This window comes from Nonomuraea sp. bgisy101 (assembly GCF_057708945.1).
Map to the genome: position 1 here is coordinate 163,259 of NZ_JBYITD010000021.1, position 23,162 is coordinate 186,420.

General features: G+C 70.0%; 20 protein-coding genes. 12 read left to right on the plus strand and 8 right to left on the minus strand.

The window, feature by feature from the left end:
- The first annotated feature begins 60 nt into the window (after positions 1-60).
- A complete protein-coding gene (locus AC3EO4_RS34425) occupies positions 61-921 on the plus strand; it encodes an SDR family NAD(P)-dependent oxidoreductase (RefSeq protein ID WP_379569845.1) in 861 nt (286 codons plus the stop codon).
- Positions 922-1,057: 136 nt separating this feature from the next.
- Here AC3EO4_RS34425 and AC3EO4_RS34430 read toward each other — a convergent pair whose 3' ends face one another.
- Positions 1,058-2,071 carry a hypothetical protein gene (locus AC3EO4_RS34430; RefSeq protein WP_431899575.1) on the minus strand — a complete coding sequence of 338 codons (1,014 nt, stop codon included), beginning with the start codon at positions 2,069-2,071 and terminating at the stop codon, positions 1,058-1,060.
- Between the two features lie 198 nt (positions 2,072-2,269).
- Between AC3EO4_RS34430 and AC3EO4_RS34435 the strand changes: the two genes are divergently transcribed.
- The 4 genes from AC3EO4_RS34435 to AC3EO4_RS34450 all read left to right on the plus strand — a co-directional run bounded on the left by AC3EO4_RS34435 (position 2,270) and on the right by AC3EO4_RS34450 (position 7,185).
- Positions 2,270-4,117, plus strand: a complete 1,848-nt coding sequence (locus AC3EO4_RS34435; protein ID WP_431899577.1) for a hypothetical protein — start codon at positions 2,270-2,272, stop codon at positions 4,115-4,117.
- A gap of 188 nt (positions 4,118-4,305) precedes the next feature.
- Positions 4,306-4,479, plus strand: a complete 174-nt coding sequence (locus tag AC3EO4_RS34440; protein ID WP_379569839.1) for a hypothetical protein — start codon at positions 4,306-4,308, stop codon at positions 4,477-4,479.
- A gap of 312 nt (positions 4,480-4,791) precedes the next feature.
- A complete protein-coding gene (locus AC3EO4_RS34445) occupies positions 4,792-5,418 on the plus strand; it encodes a hypothetical protein (RefSeq protein ID WP_431899579.1) in 627 nt (208 codons plus the stop codon).
- Between the two features lie 99 nt (positions 5,419-5,517).
- Entirely contained in the window at positions 5,518-7,185 is a 1,668-nt protein-coding gene (locus AC3EO4_RS34450) for a serine/threonine-protein kinase (RefSeq protein ID WP_379569835.1), read from the plus strand.
- Here AC3EO4_RS34450 and AC3EO4_RS34455 read toward each other — a convergent pair.
- Positions 7,182-7,544, minus strand: coding sequence for a hypothetical protein (locus AC3EO4_RS34455; RefSeq protein WP_431899580.1), 363 nt, complete (start codon positions 7,542-7,544; stop codon positions 7,182-7,184). The genes AC3EO4_RS34450 and AC3EO4_RS34455 overlap by 4 nt on opposite strands.
- Positions 7,545-7,722: 178 nt before the next feature.
- The gene (locus tag AC3EO4_RS34460; protein ID WP_379569831.1) at positions 7,723-8,322 is read right to left on the minus strand and encodes an MFS transporter; all 600 of its coding nucleotides are present in this window, start codon (positions 8,320-8,322) and stop codon (positions 7,723-7,725) included.
- Positions 8,323-8,487: 165 nt separating this feature from the next.
- Here AC3EO4_RS34460 and AC3EO4_RS34465 point away from each other — a divergent pair, with 165 nt between their 5' ends.
- A complete protein-coding gene (locus tag AC3EO4_RS34465) occupies positions 8,488-9,108 on the plus strand; it encodes an L-threonylcarbamoyladenylate synthase (RefSeq protein WP_379569829.1) in 621 nt (206 codons plus the stop codon).
- Positions 9,109-9,304: 196 nt separating this feature from the next.
- Positions 9,305-10,816, plus strand: a complete 1,512-nt coding sequence (locus AC3EO4_RS34470) for a glycoside hydrolase family 6 protein (RefSeq protein ID WP_431899626.1) — start codon at positions 9,305-9,307, stop codon at positions 10,814-10,816.
- 184 nt (positions 10,817-11,000) lie between these two features.
- On the opposite strand, the gene AC3EO4_RS34475 is transcribed toward AC3EO4_RS34470, so the two are convergent.
- Complete coding sequence (locus AC3EO4_RS34475) at positions 11,001-12,224, minus strand: serine hydrolase domain-containing protein (RefSeq protein ID WP_431899583.1); 1,224 nt, start codon at positions 12,222-12,224, stop codon at positions 11,001-11,003.
- Positions 12,225-12,405: 181 nt separating this feature from the next.
- On the minus strand, positions 12,406-12,573 hold the full coding sequence (locus tag AC3EO4_RS34480) for a hypothetical protein (protein WP_379569825.1): 168 nt from the start codon (positions 12,571-12,573) through the stop codon (positions 12,406-12,408).
- 47 nt (positions 12,574-12,620) lie between these two features.
- On the opposite strand from AC3EO4_RS34480, the gene pdxR reads away from it, so the two are divergent.
- Positions 12,621-14,051: a MocR-like pyridoxine biosynthesis transcription factor PdxR gene (gene pdxR / locus AC3EO4_RS34485; protein ID WP_431899584.1), complete on the plus strand. Its 1,431-nt coding sequence runs from the start codon at positions 12,621-12,623 to the stop codon at positions 14,049-14,051.
- A gap of 97 nt (positions 14,052-14,148) precedes the next feature.
- On the opposite strand, the gene AC3EO4_RS34490 is transcribed toward pdxR, so the two are convergent.
- Complete coding sequence (locus tag AC3EO4_RS34490) at positions 14,149-14,373, minus strand: GNAT family N-acetyltransferase (protein WP_379570141.1); 225 nt, start codon at positions 14,371-14,373, stop codon at positions 14,149-14,151.
- A 182-nt stretch (positions 14,374-14,555) separates the two neighbouring features.
- Positions 14,556-15,266 carry a GNAT family N-acetyltransferase gene (locus AC3EO4_RS34495; protein WP_431899586.1) on the minus strand — a complete coding sequence of 237 codons (711 nt, stop codon included), beginning with the start codon at positions 15,264-15,266 and terminating at the stop codon, positions 14,556-14,558.
- A gap of 59 nt (positions 15,267-15,325) precedes the next feature.
- On the opposite strand from AC3EO4_RS34495, the gene AC3EO4_RS34500 reads away from it, so the two are divergent.
- Complete coding sequence (locus tag AC3EO4_RS34500) at positions 15,326-15,853, plus strand: carboxymuconolactone decarboxylase family protein (protein ID WP_431899588.1); 528 nt, start codon at positions 15,326-15,328, stop codon at positions 15,851-15,853.
- A gap of 115 nt (positions 15,854-15,968) precedes the next feature.
- Here AC3EO4_RS34500 and AC3EO4_RS34505 read toward each other — a convergent pair whose 3' ends face one another.
- Complete coding sequence (locus tag AC3EO4_RS34505; RefSeq protein WP_431899590.1) at positions 15,969-18,689, minus strand: WD40 domain-containing protein; 2,721 nt, start codon at positions 18,687-18,689, stop codon at positions 15,969-15,971.
- A gap of 104 nt (positions 18,690-18,793) precedes the next feature.
- Here AC3EO4_RS34505 and AC3EO4_RS34510 point away from each other — a divergent pair, with 104 nt between their 5' ends.
- The 3 genes from AC3EO4_RS34510 to AC3EO4_RS34520 all read left to right on the plus strand — a co-directional run bounded on the left by AC3EO4_RS34510 (position 18,794) and on the right by AC3EO4_RS34520 (position 23,053).
- Positions 18,794-21,631: a DUF7507 domain-containing protein gene (locus tag AC3EO4_RS34510; RefSeq protein WP_431899591.1), complete on the plus strand. Its 2,838-nt coding sequence runs from the start codon at positions 18,794-18,796 to the stop codon at positions 21,629-21,631.
- Positions 21,632-21,891: 260 nt separating this feature from the next.
- A complete protein-coding gene (locus AC3EO4_RS34515) occupies positions 21,892-22,629 on the plus strand; it encodes a peptidylprolyl isomerase (protein ID WP_431899593.1) in 738 nt (245 codons plus the stop codon).
- A gap of 139 nt (positions 22,630-22,768) precedes the next feature.
- Entirely contained in the window at positions 22,769-23,053 is a 285-nt protein-coding gene (locus AC3EO4_RS34520; protein WP_431899594.1) for a hypothetical protein, read from the plus strand.
- Positions 23,054-23,162: the final 109 nt, after the last annotated feature.

The following is a 23,162-nucleotide window of genomic DNA, read 5'->3' on the forward strand; positions in this document are numbered from 1 at the left end:
CAGTGTTCGTGGTCGCGCGGGTTTGCGTTCGAGCGCGCTCGAAACCATAGCGTTCTCGCCATGACGACACAGACCTGGATCATCACCGGCGCGTCCCGCGGTTTCGGGCGCGCACTGGCGGAGTCGGCGCTCGCGGCGGGCGACAACGTGGTGGCGGCGGTGCGCCGGCCCGAGAGCGTGGCCGACCTGGAGGCCGCGTACCCGGACACCTTCCTGATCGCGAAGTTCGACGCCCGAGACGTCGCCGCGGCCGCGGACCTCGTGCAGGGCACGCTCGACCGCTTCGGGCAGGTGGACGTGCTGGTCAACAACGCGGGCCGGGCCGTGGTGGGAGCGGTTGAGGAGGTCAGTGACTCGCGGTTGCGCGAGCTGATGGAGCTGCACCTGTTCGGCCCCGCGGCCCTCGTCCGAGCGGCGCTGCCGGCGATGCGGGGCAGGGGCACGGGGACGATCGTGCAGATGAGCAGCCAGGGCGGGCGGATGTCGTTCCCCGGCGTGTCGGCGTACTCCGCGTCGAAGTTCGCCCTCGAAGGCTGGTCCGAGGCCCTGGCAGGGGAGGTGGCGCCGTTCGGGATCCGCGTGATGATCGTCGAGCCCAGCCGGTTCAGGACCGACTTCAACGCGGCCGACGTGCTCGAGTTCGCCGAGGCGTCCGAGACCTACCGCGACCTGCTCGCCGCCGTCCGCGCGGACATGGCGGGGACCGACGGCCTGCAGGAAGGCGACCCGGCGCGGGCGGCCGAGATCATCGTGTCCCTCGCGCACAGTGACGAGGTGCCGCTGCGGCTGCCGCTCGGGCGCGAGGCGGTCGAGCGTATCTCGGGTGTCTACCGGCGTGGCCTGGAGCAGGTCGAGCAGTGGGCCGAGACCGCCCGCAGCGCCGACTTCGAGGGCGTCCCTGCGTCGGTCCGGCCGATCTAGGCCGGCTGCCATGGCGGCTCGACGTGCTGCTCGAACATCGCGACACCATCCGCCGTCGGATCCGTGAGCTGACCCTCTCCCTCACGGCGGTCGAGTACAAGATCACCACGTACGATGGGCGAGGCCCCGCATGCGGTCACACCCAGCCCCGCTCGCGCGCCGTCAACGCTGCTTGTGCGCGGTTGCCGGCATCGAGCGCACACAGCAGGTCCGCTATGTGCCGGCGGTAGGTGCGCAGCGACATGCCGGCCCGCTGGGCGCCCACCTCGTCCTTGCTCACGGTGCACATGCAGGTCAGCACACGCTGCTGCGTCTCGGAGAGCCGGGTGATCCGCCCGGCACCGGGGGCCGTCAGCGTGGCGAAGTCCGTCGCCGCCGCCCACAGCCTCTCGAAGAGGCTGACGACGCCGCCCACCAGGGTGCTCTCCTCGATGAGAAGGGCACCCCTGGCGGTGTCGTGGACGTCGATCGGGAGCAGCGCCGTGTGGCTGTCGTAGACCAGCATCTGGTGCGACAGTTCGTTCGCGACCCTGATCTGCGCACCGTCGGCGTGCAGCTTTCGCAGATGGCTCAGGGTGTGCGGATCTTCCAGGGCGGTCGTGCGCACGAGATTCCTGATGCGTACGCCGCGCCGCAGACAGCGGACGTCGACGGGCCGCCTGTGCGTGATGTTCTCCTGCGGCAGCGTGTCGTAGGGCTCGGCCGCCAGTACCTCTTCCTGGGCGCTGAAGGCGAGTTCGTCGATGTGGGCGCGTACCTCCCGCGGGTCTTCCAGCCGGCGGAACGTCACGCCCGCGCCGTCGGCCGTCTCGGAGAGCTCCGGCAGCGGGTCCTGCCGGTCGCGCTGCAGCGAGCGCAGTATGGGCCAAGGGTTGGTGAGCTGGCGTATCGTCCGGTACATCGAGGCCAACTGCTTCTCCATCAGACGGGGCACGGCCACACCGGGCTCTGTCGCCCACGTGCTCTCGTCGTCCCCGTGCAGGAGCCGCAGGTCACGCAGGCGCGAGATCGCCTGCGTCGCTCCCCCCTCGCCGAAGGGGAACATCCCGTGGATATCGTGCGCGGGTGTGCGTGGATTGCGCAGGAAGTAGCGGTAGACATCCTCCTCGGCGCCGCTCAGGCCGAGTACGGACATGGTGCGGCCCTGCATGTCTCCCCCCGCGAGTTCGGTCCCGGTGCCTGGTGACCACGGAGCACAAACTAGCCGGGAAGCAAACAAACCAAGTCTCACGGGAGTCTCACAGTCTCAGCGGAGGGCGGCAGACCGCTTTCCCGCCGCGTCACACAGACGAGGACGTGTTCGCCGTGTGCGGCGATGGCCGTTCGCCGGAGAATGCAAGGAGATCTGATGGGAGAAACACGAGCCGCCGGGCCGGCGCCGCGGGTGAGTCCGGACGTTCTGCGGGAGGCACTGGACCGGCATCCGCTCGTCAACCTCACCGGCCCCCTCGGCATCGGCAAGTCCCGACTCGTGTCGAGCCTGGCCTCGGTGTCGGTTCTGGATCTGTCGCAGCCGGACGCCCTGGAGGCCGTACCGGCCGCGCTCGCCGAGGACACCAGGGCACCGCTGGCCCTCGACAGCGCGGACAGCCCGGACGCGCTTTCCGCGCTGGAAGCCGTGCGGGCGCGGCGACAGCAGGACGGCAGGCCGGTGCTGGTCGTGAGCAGACGCTCGCTGCTGGCCCACCCGAAGTGGACCCTGTCGGGGGCCACGGTGCTCAGGGTTTCCGCATGGGAGGACGAGCGGATCAGGAAGCTGGCAGCGGACGCGCAGCTGCACGCCCCGCAGAGCCAGGACCTGGTCGTCCGCCTCGCCGCAGGCAATCCACTGATCGCCGGCGCGGCGTGCAGGGCGCTGCACGCGGGTGCGTCGCCGCACGTTCCGGGGACGGTGGCCGATCAGATCACTCAGGAGATCATCGAGCGGCTCTCCCGTGAACTGCCCGCACAGCGATGGCGAGGCACACTCGACCGGCTGGCCACCATGTGGTCGGGCGACGAGGCGCTGCTGCAGGCCGACCCGGAAGTCTTCGACGCCCTGCGCGGGCTCAGCGTCGTAGCCCGCACGGAACTCGGGCTCGCCGTGGTCGAGCCGTTCCGCAGCGTGATCGAGCTGGCTCACCGGTGGCGGCAGCCGACCGCTCACCGCGGCACGCGGACCCGGGCGCTGGCCTACCGCAAGCGCCTGCTGGCCACAGAGCCCAGTGCTGAGCACCGCAGTCGCCTCGCCGAGAGCGTCATGGCCCTGTCCGATGACGACGCCGTGCGCGAGACGCTGTTCCCCGCGAGTTCCTCCACAGGCCTGGTTCACACCGCCGACCCGGGGGACGCGGACGACATAGGCGAGCTGATGCACTGGTGGGCCCGGAGCGGAGGGCTGGACACCCGGCGGACGGACCGCATGGTGGAGCAATGGCTGCGCGACGATCCGTCGGGCTTCCAACTGCTCAGGGACGGCGATGGCCGAGCCGCCGGCCTCATCGGCCTGCTCCACGTCGCCGAGCGCACCGTGCCCAGCGTGGAGTCGCTGCTCCAAGAGCATGCCGACGGGCTGTTCGGCCGGCCTCGGGGCGCAGGCAGCCTGGTCCTTGGCGCCGCCTACTGCCCCGACCGGGGCCTGCACGCGTTCCTCCTGCGGCACCTACTTCACCAGGTCCGCTCGCGCGGCCTGCTGCTGACGGTGTCCACTCCGAACCCCGACTACCAGCGGCTGCTGCGTGGTCTGCGGTTCCGGCGGCACGGTACGACCACCGATGACATCTACCGGTGCGGACGCAGGCCCGAGATCTACAGCCAGGATTTCGGCCGGGACGCGCTGCCCGACTGGGTGGAGCGGCTCGTCCCGGTCTCGGACGGGGTCGCTCCCCAGGGCCCGACGGGCCGGGATGTGGGCTGGGCCCTGGCGCGCATCCGTGACGAGGCCGGACTCGCCGACAGTCCGCTCCTGGCTTGCGCACGTACAGCGACGGTGATGGACCTCCAGGAGTGGCTGCGGGATGCCGTGCGCACCCTGGAGGACGGCGACTCGCCGGAGGACGCCGAGGCGGGATGGATCCTGCGGCACTACTACCTGGGGCGACCGCGGACGCACCAGCAACTCGCCCTGCAACTCCACATCAGCCGGGCCACCTATTTCCGGCGGCTCCACCACGGTCTGGACACGCTGGGCCGTCTGCTGTCCACCGAGGATTCGTGACTCACGAGACGTCGCCGATGACAGGGACGGCCGCATCGCCCCCTGCGACAAGTCCGGTTCGGCTTGCATGATGCTGCCTTCGATTCCGCAGTATCTTGCCACCCGTCGATCTTCAAATTGCCCATCGCCCACGCCATCCTTGAACGAAACATTCGGCACGAATAAATCCTTCTAAGGGGGAAGCGGAAATGAAGAAGATGATCAGCCGGGCTTTGGCGGTAGTCGCGCTGTGTGGCGCGACGTTCATGGGTGCGGGCAGTGCATATGCCTGCGGCGGAGGCGCGGACTTCTCCGATGTCATCGTGTGCGTGACGTCGACGGCGGAGTTCACGGACGGTTCGGTACTCTCCTGCCGCGGCTGAGGTTCAGGCTCGGTTCATCGGATGGGGTGTGGGCGCGGTTCGCCTCGCCCCAATTCCGCTGCTCTGACGAAATGCGGCCAAGAATGCACGGCGAAAGCTGACTGGAAATCCAGATCCCCCCCTCTTCGGAATCGGGCTTCACATGACCACGGGTCGGTTGTCCTGTCCGAGCCGAGGTGGTGCACCCCCCGCACGATGACCAGAGGCCATCTCCCAGAGAGGAACGCCGTCAGTGCCGCCGCCGAGCCGATCTTCACGGGATCTCCACACAAGGCGGGCAGGGTCTGCACGTCGCGCTCCTACGATGTGCCCGTGACGGCCTCCCTGCAGCGGTTCACCACGGCGATTCTCCTGACCGCCATGGGCGCGGTGACGTTCGCGATGGTGGCCATGGGGCTGCACATCGGCCACCTGGTGACCGCGCTCTGGCTGCTGGCCCCGCTGGCCGAGGCACTCGCCTACCTCGTCGCGTTCGCCGTCTACCTGCCCATGACGACGGTCCTGTTGCGGCGGCGCCGGATCGCCGCAGGCGCTGCCGGCCTCGTACTCACGATCATCGGCCTCACCGCGCCTGTAACCCTGCAGTTCACCCCCGACCTGCGCGTCCCCCTCCGCTTTCACCTGGAACGCTTCGCCTTCACCCAGGTAGCCGACCTGGCCCACGAAGGTAAGCTCCCCGCCGGGCAGATCCACAGCTACCTCGGCGCCGAACTGCCGGCGCACCTGTGCTTCGTCTCGGCCAACTGCCGTGTCTCCGCCCTCGGCGCCAGCGGCGGCCAACCGATCCTGTTCCTGCCCGATTGGCTCGGCATCCCCGACGACGCCGTCGGCTACGCGCATTTCACGGGCGAGGCCACCGGGAACCTGACCGCCTACGGCATGCGCGTCTGCCCCTCCACCCGCCTGGGAGGTGGCTGGTGGTGGGTGGGCCCTTGCTGAGGATCCCGGCGAGCCGATGATCGCCCAGGGGGGAGCGGTACCGCCGCGCGAGGGCGACCGGTGGGTGATTCGACGGTATTTCGATCATGTGAGGCGTGCGTGGACATCGGCCCCTACCGCATCATCCGCCAGCTAGGGCAGGGTGGGCAGGGCACGGTCTACCTGGGGCAGGACGAGCATGGTGGGCTCGCCGCCGTCAAGGTCATGAACGACGGGATCGACCGCGCCTTCGCCCGCGAGATCGCCGCCGCCCGTCAGGTGGACGAGTTCTGCACGGCCCGCGTCCTGCGAGCCGACCTCGACCACCGGCCGCCCTACGTGGCCAGCGAGTACATCGACGGCCCTGCGCTGGCGGCGATCGCCCCGATGCGCGGGGCGGCGCTGACCCGGCTGGCCATCGGCACCGCCACCGCGCTGGCCGCCATCCACCGGGCGGGCGTCGTCCACCGCGACTTCAAACCGGCCAACGTGCTCATCGGCCCCGACGGGCCACGCGTGATCGACTTCGGCATCGCCCGGCTGGTCGACCTCACCGCCACCAAGGACAGTACGTCGGGCACGCCGCCGTACATGGCGCCCGAGCAGTTCAGCGGCCGGCCGGTGGGCCCGGCGTCCGATGTGTTCGCGTGGGGTTCGACCATGGTCTACGCCGCCAATGGGCGGCCACCGTTCGGCAGCGACACCTTCGCCGCGACCGCCTACCGCATCCTGCACAGCGAGCCGGACCTGGGCGTGCTGACGGAACCACTGCGCGGGATCGTCGCCCGCTGCCTCGCCAAGGATCCCGCGCACCGGCCGTCGGCCCGTGACCTGCTGCTGGTGCTGCTCGGCGAGCGGGCGCCCGATCAGGAGGACGCCGCCCTGCGTCAGGGGGCCGAGGCGGCCCACGGCGGTGCCGTACAGGCCGGTGGTTCTGTGCGCGAACGCCCGACGGCGGAGCGCGGGTCCGGCGGGATCTCGCGGCGGGCGCTGCTGGCGGCAGGGGGAGCGGTCGCGGCGGCGGCGGCCGCCACGGGCGTGGTGTTGTGGCGAGGCGCGACCGGCCGCTCGAACGTGCCGGTGGGAGGATTCACCGGTTCGCCGACACCCACCACGACAGGGCCGGCGGCACCACCGACGCCCGACGACCTCCCTATCGCGCTGGCGAGCGCCGTCGGCGCGACGCCCATGGCCGACTTCTCCTTCGAGGCCTTCATGCCCCAGGGCACCTGGGCCACGAAGGCGAAAGGGCAGCTGTCCTACGATCACGACGCGGTGTCATCGCTGGACACCCGCATGGACATGACCGTCACCGCCGAGCACATCGAGCTGACCAGGCGCGTGGTCCTCGCGGACGCCGAGTACGTCGACGGCAAGGAGGTGACCGACCCGTCGAAAGAGCCGATCATGCCGGAGGCCCGGTGCCCGCGTGCCATGGGCGCGGTGGGCGTCATCATCGATCTGGCCAGGCTGACCGAGAACGTGAAGGCGGCGGGCCGACGCTATTCGGGCGCGCTGGTCACCTCGAAGGCGCCGGCGTCGCTCCGGCGGCAGATCAGCGCGCTGGGCGGCCCCGAGCGGACCGAACAGGAGCTCGACAGGACCAGCCTGTCCTGGCAGCTGACGCTGGACGGGCAGAACAGACCGGCGAGATTCGAGCTCGCCTGGCACTTCAAGCTCGACGAGGTGACCCAGCTGACCGCCAGCTTCAGCACCGCATACAGCACGTGGCGTGAAGGGGAGCTTCGAGAGCCCGGCTCGCAGGTCACATCGCCCCGAACGACTTAGGTCGTGCTCTGGGGCGGTCCTGGTCGAGCGCTCCGGCCAGGGCCGCCTTTCCCTGCCGAGCGCGAGGACGCGACGGCCAGCGCCCACGAGAGCACCGTCACCGCCACCAGCCCCGCGAGGAACCACGGCACACCGGCAGCCTCTGGGTGCGGTGGTAGTACTCCCAGTCGGTCATCACCGCGGAAGTGCGCCCCTCCGGGTCGTAACGGACCGCCGCCCAGCGTGCACATGCTCACCCCGAGCCCCCACATGCCGGTGTGATGGCCGAGCCACACCCCTGCCGTGGGGAGCGCGAAACCCGCGACGGTCAGTGCCACGCCGCGCAGCACGCGAAGAGCCAGGTGACCACGCTCACCCATGAACGTCCGCCTCCCAAGATCGGCCAGCGGGGACAGCATCTCGTACAGCCATCGGCCGCCTGCACGCGGTCCCCGGTCTCAGGCGGACAGTCTGGACCTGGCCCCATGCTCGCTCCACTCCCCGACACGAGGATGCTCCCGCTGGGGCAACCGGTCGGCTCGGCGGCGGCCGTACCGGCTAGGCCGGATCCAGCCGATCGGGTTCCCGGAGGGCGGGTCCTCGCTCGGAGCGGGGCGTGAAGACCATGACCGCCGCCACGAGCATGACGGACAGCAGTGCGTCGATCAGGAAGATCCAGCCATAGGAGAGGTGGTCGTCGACGGCGGCCACCGGCACCGGACCCAGACCCACGCCCACGAGGATCGCCGCTGTCGGCATCACGACCGCCTTCCACGCCTGCGCGGGGAAGGCGGCGAGGACGAGCCCGTAGCCCGCCCGGACCGCGATCGCGGCCGACAGTCCCTGCACGGCCCGGCCGCCGATCAGCACGCCGCCGGGAACGTCCAGGTCACCGGTCAGCATGTCGGAGGCGAAGGCGCACAGCAGAGAGGCGAGGCCGAAACCGGCCAGCCCGGACAGCAGGACCTTCACGCGAGCTTTCAGGGGGATCAGCACACCCGCGAAGGCCAGCACATAGGCGTAGATCGGCCAGTTGGTCAGGGCGGAATCCACCGGGGCGTCGAGCGGGAAATCCGGCAGCGCGGCGTCGAGTCGCGTGTTCGCGGAGAAGAGGAGGAGACTCACGGCAAAGGTGCCGAGCATCCTCCATCCGGGCATGACTCGGACCCTACCAAAGATCCTCGACTCGCCTTGAGCTCCTCAGGGGCCGTTGCCGCCGGGTTCCCGCCGCCTCGACGAAGGCTTCACCGCGTCCGGTACCTCCGGGCCGCCGTCGCGAGGTCGTGTGTCATGCGGTGGAGTGTTCGCTTCTAAGCTCTGGGTGTGGCGAAGTACTTCGATGTGCATCCGGACAGTCCTCAGCCTCGGCTGATCAGCCAGGTGGTCGAGCTTCTGCATGCGGACGGGCTGATCGCGTACCCGACGGACTCGTGCTACGCGCTGGGATGCCGGCTGGGCAACAAGGAGGGCATCGACCGGATCAGGGAGATCCGCAGCCTCGGCAGTGACCATCACTTCACCCTGGTATGCAGGGACTTCGCCCAGTTCGGCCAGTTCGTGCATGTCAGCAATGCGCAGTTCCGCTCGGTCAAGGCGGCGACCCCCGGCGGTTACACGTTCATCCTGCCCGCGACCAAGGAGGTGCCGCGGCGGTTGCTGCATCCCCGGAAGAAGACGGTCGGCGTCCGCATCCCCGATCACGTCGTCACGCAGGCACTGTTGGCCGAGTTCGGCGAACCGCTGGTGTCGAGCACCCTGCTGCTGCCCGATGAGACCGAGCCATTGACGCAGGGCTGGGAGATCAAGGAGAGGCTCGACCACGCGGTGGACGCCGTCATCGACTCCGGTGAGTGCGGCGCCACCCCGACGACGGTCGTCGACTTCTCGCAGGGCGAGCCTGAGATCCTTCGCCGGGGAACCGGGGACACGTCCCTCTTCGAGTAGGCGATCGCACGACCTCCTTGTTCAGGTGGTCACGGGGCTGACCGGCGACGGCGACGGGGCCCGGCACGCCTCCTTCATCCGGCGCTCCGGTTTTCCGCAAATGGTCACGAAAGTGGCGAATCTCTGTGAGATTGGATCACCCCATGGTTTCGGATGCCTAGAAGGGACGCATGACGTGCGATCGTTATCCCGCGTGATGGCAGTCACGGCCTCGGTGGTGACAGCGGTGTCGATGGTCGCCGCACCCTCCGCCGCAGCAGCGCCCCAACTGGTGGTCAACGGCACGTTCACCAGCGGCACCGCGCCCTGGTGGAAGTCGGCGAACACCTCGATGGCCGTGGACGCGGAGCGGCTGTGGGTGACCGTGAAGGGCGGCACCGCCAACCCGTGGGACGCCATGGTGGCCCAGAACGACATCCCCCTGATCAAAGGCACCTCGTACACGCTGTCGTTCGACGCCTCGGCATCCGCCCCGGTCACCGCGGTCACCACCGTCCAGCTCGCGGACTCCCCGTACACCAACACCCTGACCAGGACGATCTCTCTCACCACGACGAGGAAGCGCTTCAGCTTCCCGTTCACCTCCAGCCTCAGCACGTCGGCCGGGCAGGTGTCATTCCAGCTCGGCAAGAACGCCGGCTTCCGCTTCTCCCTGGACGACGTCTCGCTGACCGAGAGGACGTCATCGCCGTCCCCGTCACCGACGTCTCCCACCTCGCCGAAGCCGTCGCCGACGGCCACCACGTCACCGAAGCCTTCGCCGACGGCCACCACGTCACCGAAGCCTTCGCCCACGCCCACCACCTCGCCGAAGCCCGAGCAGCCGGGGTCCGGGCCGGTCGGCATGACCAACGGCTTCTACGTCGACCCGAACTCCAACCCGGCGACCTGGGTGCGGGACAACCCCGGTGACCCCCGGGCGGCGCGCATCAGGTCATCCATCTCGTCCAAGCCGATGGCTCGCTGGTTCGGAGGCTGGAGCGGCGACGTCCGCGCCGCCGTCTCCACGTATGTCAGCGCCGCGGACTCCGCCGACAAGCTCCCCGTCCTGGTGGCGTACAACATCCCCGGCCGCGACGCCTGTGGCGGGCACTCCGGTGGCGGGGCAGGCAGCGAGTCGGCGTACAAGACGTGGATCACCGCGTTCGCCTCCGGCATCGGCGACCGCCCCGCGGTCGTCATCATCGAGCCCGATTCTCTCGGCGACTTCGGCTGCATGAACGACGCGGCCATCCAGGCGCGCAACCGCATGCTGACGTACGCCACCCAGCAGTTCCGCGACAAGGCCCCCAACACCTGGGCTTACCTCGATGCCGGCAACGCCGGCTGGGTAGCGGCAGGGACGATGGCGACGCGGCTCAAGAACGCGGGCGTGGGAAACGTTCGCGGCTTCGCGGTGAACGTCTCCAACTACTACCCGACCGCCCAGTCGGCCACCTACGCCTCCTCTGTCAGTTCGTCTCTGGGCGGCGGCGCCACGTGGGTGATCGACACCAGCCGCAACGGCAACGGCTCCAACGGCCAGTGGTGCAACCCGGCCGGCCGCAAGCTCGGCGCCCCCACCCAGCTCGGTGGTGGCGGTGACACCGAGATGCTGCTGTGGGTGAAGATCCCCGGCGACTCCGACGGCAACTGCGGCATCGCCCCCAACACGCCCGCCGGCCAGTTCAGCCCCGCCATCGCCATCCGCCTGATCGACGGCGCCTGACCCGACGGCTGAGCCGTCCAGGCAGGGCCGCTGCCCCGATGGCGCCGTCGGGGCAGCGGCACCGCGGACCCGCAGCCTTACCAGTGGACGCGGCGCCTCAACCTGTCCCTGGAGCCGCTGGATCGTGGGGTCAGCGCGGTGGCCGCCAGGGTGGGGTTCACGAGCGCGAACGGGGCACGGGCACTCAGAGTCCGGTGACGGCGTGCCGTTCTCTCGTGATGATCGGCTGGATGTCCAGGTCGTAGTTGCACAGGATGATCCCGATCCAGTCGCTGTCGAGGTAGACCGACCAGTTGGTGTTGCCGCCCCCGATGCCGCCGCCGTGCCCGATCATCCGCTGGCCGTTGAAGATGGGCGCAGTCACGCCGTACCCCTGGAACGCCTCCTGCAGCGCGGGCTGGGGGTCGCCGGCCTGCGGCCGCGGGGTCATGGGAACCTTTCCGCTCAGGAACAGCTCGGTGTAGGGGCGGCTGAGCAGCTTGCCGCCCTGCAGAGCCAGCGCGAAGCGGACCAGGTCAGGCGCCGTGGCGAACCCGCCGCCGCCTCCGTTCCCGATGAACGCGCGCGCCGCGTTGGACCCTGGCGCGCCGCCCAGCACGGCGCCCTTGTCCAGGTTGCGCACGGCGTCGACCCGGCTGCCGTCCGACTGGTACATGTACGGGTGGGAGATGCGCTCGTCGCTCAGCCACTGCGGCCTGGTGAAGTAGCCGGAGCGGGTCATCCCTGCCGGGACGAGGATGTGGTCGTGGACGTAGTCCCAGAAGGTCTTGCCTGACACCTTGGCCACGATCTCGCCGAGAACCTCCATGCCCATGCTGCTGTACGCGTGCCTGGAGCCGGGGGTGAACTCGAGCCGCTGCTCGCGCATCCGCTTCCTGAGGTCGGCCTGCTGCTCCTCGATGCTCTTGACGACCTTCTGCGGTGGCGGGGTGTCCCCTGGCCGGGTGGGATCGCCCATGCCCCCGGTGTGGGTGAGCAGATGGTGCACGGTGACGGTGCCGGCGATCTCGTCGGGGAGCCCGTCCAGGTAGGTGCCCAGCTTCTCATGGAATCTGATCTTGCGTTCTTGGGCGAGCTGGACGACCGCCAGCGCGGTGAACGGCTTGGAGGCGGAGGCGAGGTTGTAGACGGTGTCGATCCTGTTGGGGATCTTCTTCTCCTTGTCGGCCATCCCGTAGGCCCGGGCCAGGACGGTACGGCCGCGGTGGGCCAGCAGGACGGTGCCGGAGAACTCGTCGTCGTCGGCCAGCTTCGCGAGGAACCGATCGTAGGCCCCACCCGGACGAGCGTCCTTCGGTATGCGGTCGGCGTGAGCCGTACCGGATGTCATCAGCACGCCACTGGTGGCAAGAGGGGCGACGCCCAGCAGCCCGAGCGCGGAACGGCGGGACGGTTGGAACCCGTTCATCCGGATGTTCTCCTTCGTGGTCGGGGCCGGGCGCGCCCCGGCCATCCGCGAAGAGAGGCTGCTGGATCAGGTGTTAAAACGGAGTAACCGGCGTCCGGAGAGGGCTGTCACCTCATGCCCCGGCTTCGTCGCTGAAGGCGCGGTCTCCGGCCGCTCGGCGCGCATCAGTCCACCGGCGCGCTCACGGCCCGCCGGCGGGCTGGGCGGGCTCGACTCCCGACCGCGGGTCGGTGACGGGACCGCGCGACCGCCGCCACCGTGGGCTCGTCCGCGCAGGCCGCTCGGGTTCGACCGGAGCGGGGCCGAGGGTACCGATCGTGAGGCCGATGGCCAGGGCGATGTGTCTCATGACCACCAACCTAGGAAGAGCCTGGCCCAGAGATATAGTCCAGTTCCATGGAGAGTCAGTGGTCCAGATTGGGGCTGGACCTCCATCTGCGGCTCGCTCCCTCGCACGGCCTGCGGGCGGGCCTCGAGCACGCGCTGCGCGACGCGGTACGCGAGGGCCGGCTCGCGCCCGGCACGCCGCTGCCGTCCTCGCGCGCCCTGGCCAGAGACCTGAACGTGGCCCGCGGCACCGTCACCCAGGCCTACGACCAGCTGGTCGCCGAGGGTTACCTGACCTCGCGTCCCCGATCGGGGGTGTGGGTGGCCGACCACCCCGCCGCGCCGCGCCGTACGAGCATGCCGCCCCCGCGCACCACCCTGCCGCCGGTACCCGGGGTCGACCTGCGCTCGGGCCTGCCGGACCTGTCGACCTTCCCCAGGCGTGAGTGGCTGGCCGCGACCCGCCACGTCCTGCGGGGCGCACCCAACACCGCCTTCGGCTACGGTGACCCGACCGGCAGCGCCGAGCTCCGACGCGTGCTCGCGGAGTATCTCGGCCGGGCCAGAGGCGTGCTGACCACACCCGACCACATCATCGTGTGTGCGGGGTACGCACACGCGCTGCGGCTCGTCTTCCGGACGCTCGCCGACAGCGGCGCGACATCGATCGCCGTCGAGAACCCCTCCGAGCCCGACTACCCCCGCCTCGCCGCCCAGCACGGGCTGGAGGTCCGTCGCATCCCTGTCGACGGGGAGGGCCTGGCGGTGGCCGGGCTGGGCGGGGAGGCGGCCGTCGCCGTCACGCCCGCGCACCAGTACCCCCTCGGCGTCACGCTCAGCCCCTCCCGGCGCGCGCGGCTGCTGGCCTGGGCCAGGCGCACCGGCGGCTTCGTGATCGAGGACGACTACGACGGGGAGTTCCGCTACGACCGGCAGCCGGTCGGCGCCCTGCAAGGGCTCGCTCCCGATCGGGTCGTGTACGCGGGTACGGCCAGCAAGATGGTCGCCCCCGGCCTGCGCATCGCCTGGATCGCCGTGCCGGACGACCTGCTTCCTCTGGTGCGGCGCTCGATGCACTGGGACGAGGGCTACGTCGGCGTCATCGACCAGCTCGCGCTGGCGCACCTCATCAGGACCGGCGAGCTCGACCGGCATCTGCGCCGCTGCCGCGTCCGGTACCGGCGGCGTAGGGACCGGCTCGGCACGGCCGTCGAACGGCGGCTGCCGCACGCGCGACTGTCAGGGATCGCCGCAGGTCTGCACGCCGTCCTTCACCTGCCGGGCACCGGTATGGCGGAGGCGGAGCTGCTGACCCACCTGGCCGGCCGGGGCATCGCCGTCGACGCGCTGTCCATGTTCTACGGCCGGCCGGAGGAAGCGCCGCTCGGCGTGCTCATCGGCTACGCGACACCGCCGGAGCACGCCTTCGACCACGCGTTGCGCGAGCTGATCGCGGGCCTGCGCGAGTGCCTGCCGCCGGCCGGACCGCCGCTGCCGTGACGTCGTTCGACGCTTCCGCCCGCACGACGCCGTGACGGTTCGCGCCGCTCGGTGGCGCATGTGGCCGGTCGACCCCCTGTGCGGCGTCGCGGGACCTTCACGTGACCCTCTGGATCGCGCGCCACTCGTCTTCGAGGATGCTGAACAGCTCGGAGTCTCGCCAGCCATCCCGGATCAACGTGGTGTGACGATGCCGTCCCTCCCACGTCATGCCGAGCTTACCGAGCACCCGAGCCGATCCGACGTTGCGCGGGTCACAGGTGGCATAGATCCGGTGGAGGTCGAGCTCCTCGAACCCTCGCGCGAGTAGCTCCTTCCCGATCGCTCAACGACGATGGCGCTCTCGAAAGCATGCTCCCCGATTGGTACCTTCCCGCGCTGGTCACCCTCGCCATCATGCCTGTCCAGCGCGGCCAGGAACTCCTCAACCTCCCGAGATCTCCGGCTCCACCCTTTTCGGAACCAAGGGAGGGACGCGAAGAACCATTGGCAGGCCGCGCCAGGTCACTGTGCCGGGTCCGCGCCTTTCCGCGCCGCCGCCTTCTCGGTGACGCCGAAGGCGGTCCAGCCGAAATCACGGAAACCGGTCGCGTCGGCCACGGCGGCGGAGGCGAGGTTGTCCGGGGTGTGCATATAGGTGGGGATGCCGCCCTCGTCCAGAACGCGTCGGGCCGCCTGTGCGACGAGCCTGCGGGCCAGGCCGCGGCCGCGAGCGCGGGGCGCGGTCACGACGGCGAGTTCGTGCCCGTAGTCGTCGTGCCGTTTGATCCCCACGCCGGCCAGGTGATCGCCGTTCTCCGGGTCGTGGGCGACCAGGACCTCTCCGTTGAAAGGTCGCAGCCAGGCAGGGACATCGGGGTGCTGCGCGGAAATCCACACACCGGCGTCGGCCAGAGGGGCGGGCCGCGTGGTCCAGCGGTAGACGGCGGTGAACCACCCACGCTCGGGAAAGCCGGCCAGCGCAGGGACCAGGGGACCGAAGCGCGCCATGTCCCGGTTCTTGGCGTACTGCTCCGCGATCGACTCGGCGTGCTCCGGCGGCACCGAGAGGACGCCGCTCCGCGGGCCGGCCACGCCCAGGACGGGATGGATCTCGCCGTCCCAGCCGGGGCGTGCCCGCCCAGGCTCGGGGACGATGTCGAGTTCGGTCGTGGCCGGCCAGCCTCCCAGCCAGCGGGAGAGGTGCTCGGTGAGCCGTCGATCTGGTGAAGTCACTCCGGCATCATATACGGTAGGGGGGTATAGTAAAGCGGCATGTACGCCAAGGAGGGCATATGCGACGTCTGGCGGCACTGGACCCGGAGAAGGCACCACAGAAGTCCGGCGAACTGCTGAACGACATCATCGGCAGGAGAGGCAGCGTGGGCGAGATGGTGTCCACCATGGCGCACTCGCCGGCGCTGCTGCAGGGATACCTGGAGTTCTCCCGGGCCATGAGGCGGACGAAGCTGCCTCAGGCTCTCAGCGAGAAGATCTCGCTCGCCGTACAGGAATGGATCGGTTGCGCGTACTGCCTCGACGCGCACACCGAGGCCGGGCGCGCGGCGGGACTGAGCGAGACCGACATCGTTCTCGCCCGCCAGGGGACCTCCGCCGACGCCCGTGAGGCGGCTCTCATCGCGGTGGCGGTACGGGTGCTGGCGGAGCCGTCCACCCTGGCGGACGAGGATGTCGCGGAGTTGCGGGCGCATGGCTGGAGCGACCGCGTCATCGCGGAGATCGTCGGCCTCGTCACCCTCAACCTGCTGACCGGCGCCTTCAACCTTCTCGCAGGCCTGGAGCCGGCGCACAAGACAACCTAGGAGTTGGCCGGGTCTCCCCTCGCCTCGCGGGGGGGACCGCGCCTGCCGACGATCCGGTCGTCCGACTTGCAGGCCGCTCCTGGTGTGCGACCGCGACGGTTCGGCCTGGAGGGCTTCAGCAGATCTTCTGGAAGGGCTCTCCGGATGGGAGGTAGCGGGTCCACTCCTCCTGGGTGAGAGAACGGCCCGCCATCGCGCAGACCGCTGTGCGCGGGTCCGATGGGATGCCCGGCTTCCACAGCAGGATGGTTCCGGCGCCGTCGGAGCTGGCCAGGGTCTGGCCGTCGGGGCTGAACGCCAGCGCCACGACGTCGTCGGTGTGGCCCTTGAGCGGGCCGCCGATCGGCCTCCTGGTCCGCACGTCCCACAGCTGGACGCCCCAGTCCTCGCCGTCGGTGGCCAGGGTCCGGCCGTCGGGGCTGAACGCCACCGCGCCATGGCCCTTGATCGGATCTCCCGACGGCTGCTGGGTCTGGGTGTCCCACAGGCGGGTGGTCTCGTCCTCACCGAGGGCGGCCAGGAGCTTTCCGTCCGGGCTGAACACCATCGAGGTGATGCCCTCCATGGGGTTCCCGATCTGCCGCCGGGTCGCCGTGTCCCACAGCCGGATGGTTCCGTCGATGATGGTGGCCAGGGTCCTGCCGTCCCGGCTGTAGACGACCGCCCCTACGGGGCCGGTCCCGGCCCGGAGCGGCTCCCCGATCGGTCGCCGGGTGGCCGGATTCCACAGCGAGACGATCCCCTTGCCGCCGCCGACGGCCAGGGTCTCGTCATCCGGGCTGAACGCCACCGAATAGACCCTGCGCTCGACCTTGATCGGATCTCCCATCGGCTGCCTGTCCGCCACGCTCCACGGCTGGACCTCGCCGTCGGGATCGGCGATGACCAAGGTCTCGCCGTCCGCGCTGAGCGCCATGGGCCAGGCGGAGTTGCCGTGGACGTTGGGGGTCCCGATCGGCTTGCCGAGGTGCCGGCCGGTCCCGGGATCCCACAGCCGGACGGTCTCCTCCTGACCGCTGCTGATCAGCGTCTTGCCGTCCGGGCTGAACAGCAGCGGCGTGACCTCCTTGGTGTGGCCCTTGAGCGGGTCTCCTACCGGCCGCCGCGCCGCCGGATCCCACAGTCTGACCGTTCTGTCCCTGCTGGTGGTGACCAGGGTCCTGCCGTCCGGGCTGAAGGCCACCGCCGAGACGATGGAGGTGTGGCCGGTGAGCGTGTCCCCGACGGGCCGACCGGTCGCCGGGTCCCACAGCCGGACGGTCTGGTCCCAGCCCCCAGTGGCCAGGGTCTCGCCGTCCGGGCTGAACGCGATGGCGCTGACGGGGCCGTCATGACCGCTCAGCGGGCCTTTGACCGGGTTTCCTGTGGTGGAGTCCCACAGCCGGACGTCCCCGTCATCGCCTCCCGTGGCGAGAGTCTTGCCATCCGGGTTGAACGCGACCGACCGGATCGTGCCGGTGAGGCCGCTGAGCGGCTTCCCCTTCCCGGTGGGGAGGTTCCACAGCCGGGCCCCGTCGCGACCCGCGCTGGCGAGGGTCGTACCGTCCGGGCTGATCCGCAGGGACTCGACGTCATCGGTGTGGCCGGTGAGCGGCGCTCCGATCTGCCGCCGGGTCGCCGTGTCCCACCGCCGGATCTTCTCGTCGAACCCGACGGTGACCAGGGTCTCGCCATCCGGGCTCAGCTCCAAGGCCACGACGTCGCGCAGGCCGGTGAAAGGGGTCCCGATCGGCCGCCAGGTCGCCGTGTCCCGTAGCCGGACGATTCCGTCGTCCCCGAGGGTGACCAGGGTCCGGCCGTCCTGGCTGAACTTCGCCAACCTGAAATCCGCGGTGAACGGGCTTCCGATCCACCCGCGGGTCACCGGGTCCCACAGGCGCATGGTCCGGTCGTCGCCGGCCAGGAGCCTGCCGTCCGGGCCGAGCGCCCTGGTGTCGCCGAGGCCGTCCAGGACACCCAGGGAGGGCGTCGCCAGGGAGGCGAGCATGCCGTGGCGGGCCTCGTAGGTCGGCTCGAAACGCCAGGCCGCGGCGGCCAGGAGCCCGGCCACCACCGGATCGTCGTCACCGACCTGGTCCCGCCGCGTGACCAGCAGGCTGGACACGGCCTTCCTGTGTTGCGTCTCCGCCCTGTCCCGCTGCGCCCGCGCGAGGTTGGCCGAGTCGACCGCGACCACCGCGCTGACGACCGCCGCCGCGGTGAGGAGGGACAGTCCCGTCCAGGAGAACCGCCGGAACCGCCGGGCCCGCCGGTGCTGGCGGACGTCCTCGCCGACGAGTTCGTCCTTGGGGCGGTGGTGCAGGGCGGAGGCGAGCGTCGCGACGGTGTCGAGGAAGGCGGGGTTGCCGAGGGACAGGTCGGTCTGGGTGCGGATCGAGCGCAGGTCCACCCAGAGCGGGACCTCGGTGAAGCCCCCGAGCAGCGGCTCGGGCAGGGCCGTGGTCAGGGTCTCGTCGAATCGCCCCGCTTCGTGGTCCCAGACGATCTCGCCGTCGGTGAGCACGATGAGCATGGGCCGTTCCGCCGCGCGCGACCGCCAGAGCTCGACCTCCCGCCGGACCCAGACGGAGCGCGCCGAGTCGGGCGAGGCCAGCAGGATGAAGCAGCGTGACGCGTCCAGCGCGGCCTCGATCGTCGTCCACAGGCCCGGCGAGGCGGACAGACTGCGGGCGTCGCAGAAGACGCGCAGGGCGCGCAGCCGGTACCAGGGGCGGGCGAACTGATGGAGGGCGTCGCGCAGGGCGGGGCCGAGGCGGCCGTCGGCGGCTCGGCTGTAGGAGATGAACCCGTCGTAGTGACCCGGAGATGGTTTCTCGCGCTTGCCGAGGAGGTCCACACACCCGATTCTGAGGCTTCGGCGATTGAGTATGGGCCTACTCATGCCACATGGATCCGTTGGGGCGATCATCGGGATCCGGATCGTTCGGAGGGGACCGCGAAATGAGATGGTTGGCTCGATCGCTGGTCGCGTTGGTCGTGGTGCTGGCGTATCTCGCGCCCACTGCGGCCCAGGCCGAGGATGTGACGGTCACCGTCCACCTGTACCAGGTGGTCGAGGTGGAGTGCGGCGAGGGGGCAGGCGAGTCGTGCCCGAACGATTACTACCCGAAGTTCCGGATCGACGGCAAGAACTTCGACGGCAAGGACGACTTCTGCTGCGCCCACGGATCCGACTTCAGGACCAACTGGATCCACAGCGAGAAGGTCGACAGCACCCACAACCCCATCGACATCCACCTGGAACTGTGGGACCAGGACGACGCGACCCCTGACGACCCCATCGACTGGGGCGCGCCCGGGGACGACCTGGACATCACGTTCGACCTGAACACGTGCGTATTCACCGGCGGCGGCCTGACCGCCCAGCAGGGGGCGGGCATCCTGTCCCTGACGGGGCAGAGCGAGGCCGTCGGCGTCGACTCGGCCCGCGGCTACTTCACCATCACCACCCCGCACTGCCTCGACCTGGCCAGGAACGCGGGCGGCGACAGCGACGGCGACGGCATCCAGAACGCCTGGGAGACACCCGGCCTGGGGTACGACGTCGACAACGACGGCACGGTGGACCTGCCGCTGGGGGACCCGCCGTACAACGCCCTGCCGTACCGGAAGGACCTGTTCGTCGAGGTCGACTATATGAGGGGGTTCCGGCCCGACTACCTGGGCCTCCTGGACGTCGTCGACGCGTTCGACCGTGCACCGGTCGATCGGTACCAGGGCGGCAAGTACCTGGGCGTCGGGCTCCACGTGCTGGACATCGACGAGGAACTGCCGCATGTGCCCGTGCTCAAGTTCATCCCGGACAACGACGGGAATCCGGACAACTTCAGCTTCATCAAGAACGGCGCGCGGAACAGCACCTGTGCGGGCGCCTTCGGCACCGCCGCCGACCGCTCCAGCCCGAACTGCGCGAACATCCTGAAAGCCAAGAGCATGGTGTACCGCTACATGATCTTCGGTGACCTCGTCGAGGACGAGGAGGGGAAGACCGGCAGGTCGGGCATAGCCGAGTGGGAATCCACCAGCCCCAGGGGCGGCAACGACTTCGTCGTCACGATGGGCGTGTTCACCCCCGAGGACTTCCGGCGGCTGGGCGGGCGGGCGAACGCCGAGAAGTCCACCTTCATGCACGAGCTGGGACACACGCTGGGCCTGGGCCATGGCGGCGACGAAAAGGTCAACTGCAAACCCAACTATCTCAGCGTGATGAACTACTCCTACCAGTTCCAGGACTACGACCTCATCCGGCCGCTGGACTACAGCAGCGCCGCCAGGGGCACGGCCCTCGGCGTACCTCTGCAGGAGGACCATCTCAACGAGAACTTCGGGGTGTACGCGAGCCCCGATCGCCAGATCGTGTACGGCGTCGGCGGCAAGCCCGGAACGGTGACCGCCACCAACGGATTCATCGACTGGAACGGAAACGGCACAAGACAGGGCGACACCCCCGCCAACATCACCCGCATCCTGCCCGAGTGCCCCGATGAAGCCCTGGAGGACCTGCACGGCTTCGACGACTGGGCCAACATCCAGTACAACCCCCGCCTCAACGCCAAGTACTTCGCCGACGGCGCGCGTCGCGACCTGCCGCAGGAACTGACCGCGGAGACGCTTCGCGCCAGGTTCCAGAAGGCCGACCTCAAGCTCACCAAGACCGCCGACCAGACCGAGGCCGCCGGCGGCGACACCCTGACCTACACGGTGTCCGTCACCGACCTCGGCCCCGGCCCCGCCACCGCCGTCTCGGTGACCGACACCCTGCCCGACGGCACCGTGCACCACCGCTCGCTCCCCGACCTGGCCGACGGCGGCGTCCACACCGTCACACCCGCGTTCACCTACCGCATCCCCTGTGCCACGACCGATGGCACCGTGCTCACCAACACCGCCACGGTCACCGGCAAGGACACCGACGGCATCCCCGACCCGCACACCGACGACAACACCGACCGCGCCACCACCACGGTCCGCGCCCCGGTCCTGACCGTGAACCAGACCGCGACCCCTACGGTCAACGCCGGCGAGGCCGTCACCTACACCGTCACCTACGCGAACACGGGCGGCGGCGCCGCGTCCGGCACCGTCGTCACCGCCACGCTCCCCGCCGGTGTCTACTACAGCCAGGCGCTCGACCTGGGCACGGGCCCCCGACCCGACTCGGTGACGCTCGACGACGACGGCACCCGGACCCTGGTCTGGAACGTGGGCGCCGTCCCTGCCAGGTCCGGCGACCGCGCGATCGTCTTCACCGCGCGGCCGACGCTGCTGGCCCCGGCGGACACGACCTACACGAGCGACGTGTCCGTCAGCTACAAGAACGCCGGCGGCGGGTGCGCCTTCACCCCGGTCACCGCCTCGGCGACGACCACGGTCACGGTCGTGGCGCCCACCCGCGACCCGCGCTCCAAGGGCTTCTGGAAGAACCACGCCAACCAGTGGACGGCCGAGTTCCTGGCCCGTATCCAGGCCACCGACCAGCGCTACGACACCGACCTGAGCGGGGCGCTGAACGCCGCCGAGATCACGATGGCGTTCAAGGGCGACAACGCGCCGAAGAGCGTGCTCACCGAGCACCTCCTGGGCACGTACTTCAACCTGGCCACCAGGCGCGTCAACGCCGACACCGCGATCAGCTCCAGCCCCGGCACCGTGCGCGCCGCGGTGCTCTACGCCCAGGGCACGGCCGAGCTGCCGGTCGACTCCGGCACCGCCGAGCGGTACAGCAGGAGCATCCGCCTGCTGGACGACATCAACGCCAACAGGATCGAGGTGTACTGAGGATCAGGCCGGCGAGCACGTCCGCGAGCGCCTGCTCGACCCGCTCGGTACGAAGGACAGCGGGCTCGGCGTTCACGGCGAGGTGCTCGCCGGCGTCTTCGTGCCCTCGGCGCCCCCGCCGTCGCTGAGCAGGGCCAACGCGGTCAGCACGGCGCCGCCCCTCATGGAGTGTTCGCTTCGCGGAGGTTGGTTGACTCTTGACGGTATCCGATTGATCGACTAGATGTCAGGAAGCCTGTCGATCACCCCCGGAGGGCGTCATGTCCAGCAGCAGCCTCTTACGACTCACCGCGTCCGTGGTCACGGCCGGTTCGCTCGTCGCGTTCGCCACGGTGCCGGCGTACGCGGACGGCAGCCGCCGGCCGCCCAGGACGACGCACGGCCCGTGCGGGTACACCGAGACGCCCGACGACCCGGCTGTCAGGAAGGTGCCGCTGCCGCCCGATCCCCGTAGGACGCCGACTCGCCCGGTGTCGGCGGTGCTCAAGACCAACCACGGCGACATCGGGCTCACGCTGGATCCGGGGAAGGCGCCGTGCACCGTACAGAGCTTCGTGCACCTCATCCGGCACGGGTTCTACGACCAGACGTCCTGCCACCGGTTGACCGCCTACGATCGGCTCAAGGTGCTCCAGTGCGGTGATCCGAGCTTCACCGGCGAGGGCGGGCCGGGGTACCGCTACAAGGACGAGCTCCCCACCGACCTGCCGCCGTGGCCGGGCGACCCGACGGGCGAGCGCAAGACCTACGCGCGCGGGGTGCTGGCCATGGCCAACGCCGGGCCGGACACCAACGGCAGCCAGTTCTTCCTGGTCTACGGGGATTCAGGCCTGCGCCCCAACTACACGATCTTCGGTACGGTGGACGGCCCAGGCCTGGCCGCGCTGGACGAGATCGCCGCCGGCGGGATCCAGCCCGAGCCCGACGGCCCGACACCGCCGGTGGACGGCAAGCCGGTGCTCCCCGCCGACATCCACAAGGCATGTGTCGTGCGATAGATGAGTTCCGGCCGCGGTCGCGGCCGCCCCGCGCGGACCCGCCGGGTTGTTCAATTTACAGACCCTTGGCCTCGGAGGACGCACGGTGAGGGTATGTCCTCCCGCATGGGCGATCTTGGGCCCAGGGAGGAGGTCAGCTATGTACGCAACGGTTCGGCGCTACGAGGGGGTAACCGATCCCGCCGAGGCGGGACGCCGGGTGAGCGAGGGGTTCGTGCCGCTCATCAGCCAGGTCCCCGGGTTCGTGGCTTACTACTGGGTCGATGCTGGGGATGGGGTGATGCTTTCCACCAGCGTCTTTGACGATCAAGCCGGAGCCGAGGAATCCACCAGAAGGGCTGGGGACTTCGTGCGGGAGCATCTCGCCTCCCTGCTTCCGAACCCTCCTCAGGTCACGGCCGGCGAGGTCGTGGCGTCCGGGTAGCGGCTTCCTGAGGCGGGGTCGGACCCGCAACCGGACCGTTTCGTTGGTGGCCGGCCGGTGCGGGCTCTTCGCCGTGCCAGTCGTCGATCTTCACGGGCAGTGCGGCGAG

Excerpts from the sequence above, each read along its gene's own strand:
- AC3EO4_RS34425 (WP_379569845.1), top strand. The coding sequence starts at position 61 with ATGACGACACAGACCTGGATCATCACCGGCGCGTCCCGCGGTTTCGGG.
- AC3EO4_RS34430 (WP_431899575.1), bottom strand. The coding sequence starts at position 2,071 with ATGCAGGGCCGCACCATGTCCGTACTCGGCCTGAGCGGCGCCGAGGAG.
- AC3EO4_RS34435 (WP_431899577.1), top strand. The coding sequence starts at position 2,270 with ATGGGAGAAACACGAGCCGCCGGGCCGGCGCCGCGGGTGAGTCCGGAC.
- AC3EO4_RS34440 (WP_379569839.1), top strand. The coding sequence starts at position 4,306 with ATGAAGAAGATGATCAGCCGGGCTTTGGCGGTAGTCGCGCTGTGTGGC.
- AC3EO4_RS34455 (WP_431899580.1), bottom strand. The coding sequence starts at position 7,544 with ATGGGTGAGCGTGGTCACCTGGCTCTTCGCGTGCTGCGCGGCGTGGCA.
- AC3EO4_RS34460 (WP_379569831.1), bottom strand. The coding sequence starts at position 8,322 with ATGCCCGGATGGAGGATGCTCGGCACCTTTGCCGTGAGTCTCCTCCTC.
- AC3EO4_RS34470 (WP_431899626.1), top strand. The coding sequence starts at position 9,305 with ATGGCAGTCACGGCCTCGGTGGTGACAGCGGTGTCGATGGTCGCCGCA.
- AC3EO4_RS34475 (WP_431899583.1), bottom strand. The coding sequence starts at position 12,224 with ATGAACGGGTTCCAACCGTCCCGCCGTTCCGCGCTCGGGCTGCTGGGC.
- AC3EO4_RS34480 (WP_379569825.1), bottom strand. The coding sequence starts at position 12,573 with ATGAGACACATCGCCCTGGCCATCGGCCTCACGATCGGTACCCTCGGC.
- pdxR (WP_431899584.1), top strand. The coding sequence starts at position 12,621 with ATGGAGAGTCAGTGGTCCAGATTGGGGCTGGACCTCCATCTGCGGCTC.
- AC3EO4_RS34500 (WP_431899588.1), top strand. The coding sequence starts at position 15,326 with ATGCGACGTCTGGCGGCACTGGACCCGGAGAAGGCACCACAGAAGTCC.
- AC3EO4_RS34510 (WP_431899591.1), top strand. The coding sequence starts at position 18,794 with ATGAGATGGTTGGCTCGATCGCTGGTCGCGTTGGTCGTGGTGCTGGCG.
- AC3EO4_RS34515 (WP_431899593.1), top strand. The coding sequence starts at position 21,892 with ATGTCCAGCAGCAGCCTCTTACGACTCACCGCGTCCGTGGTCACGGCC.
- AC3EO4_RS34520 (WP_431899594.1), top strand. The coding sequence starts at position 22,769 with ATGTACGCAACGGTTCGGCGCTACGAGGGGGTAACCGATCCCGCCGAG.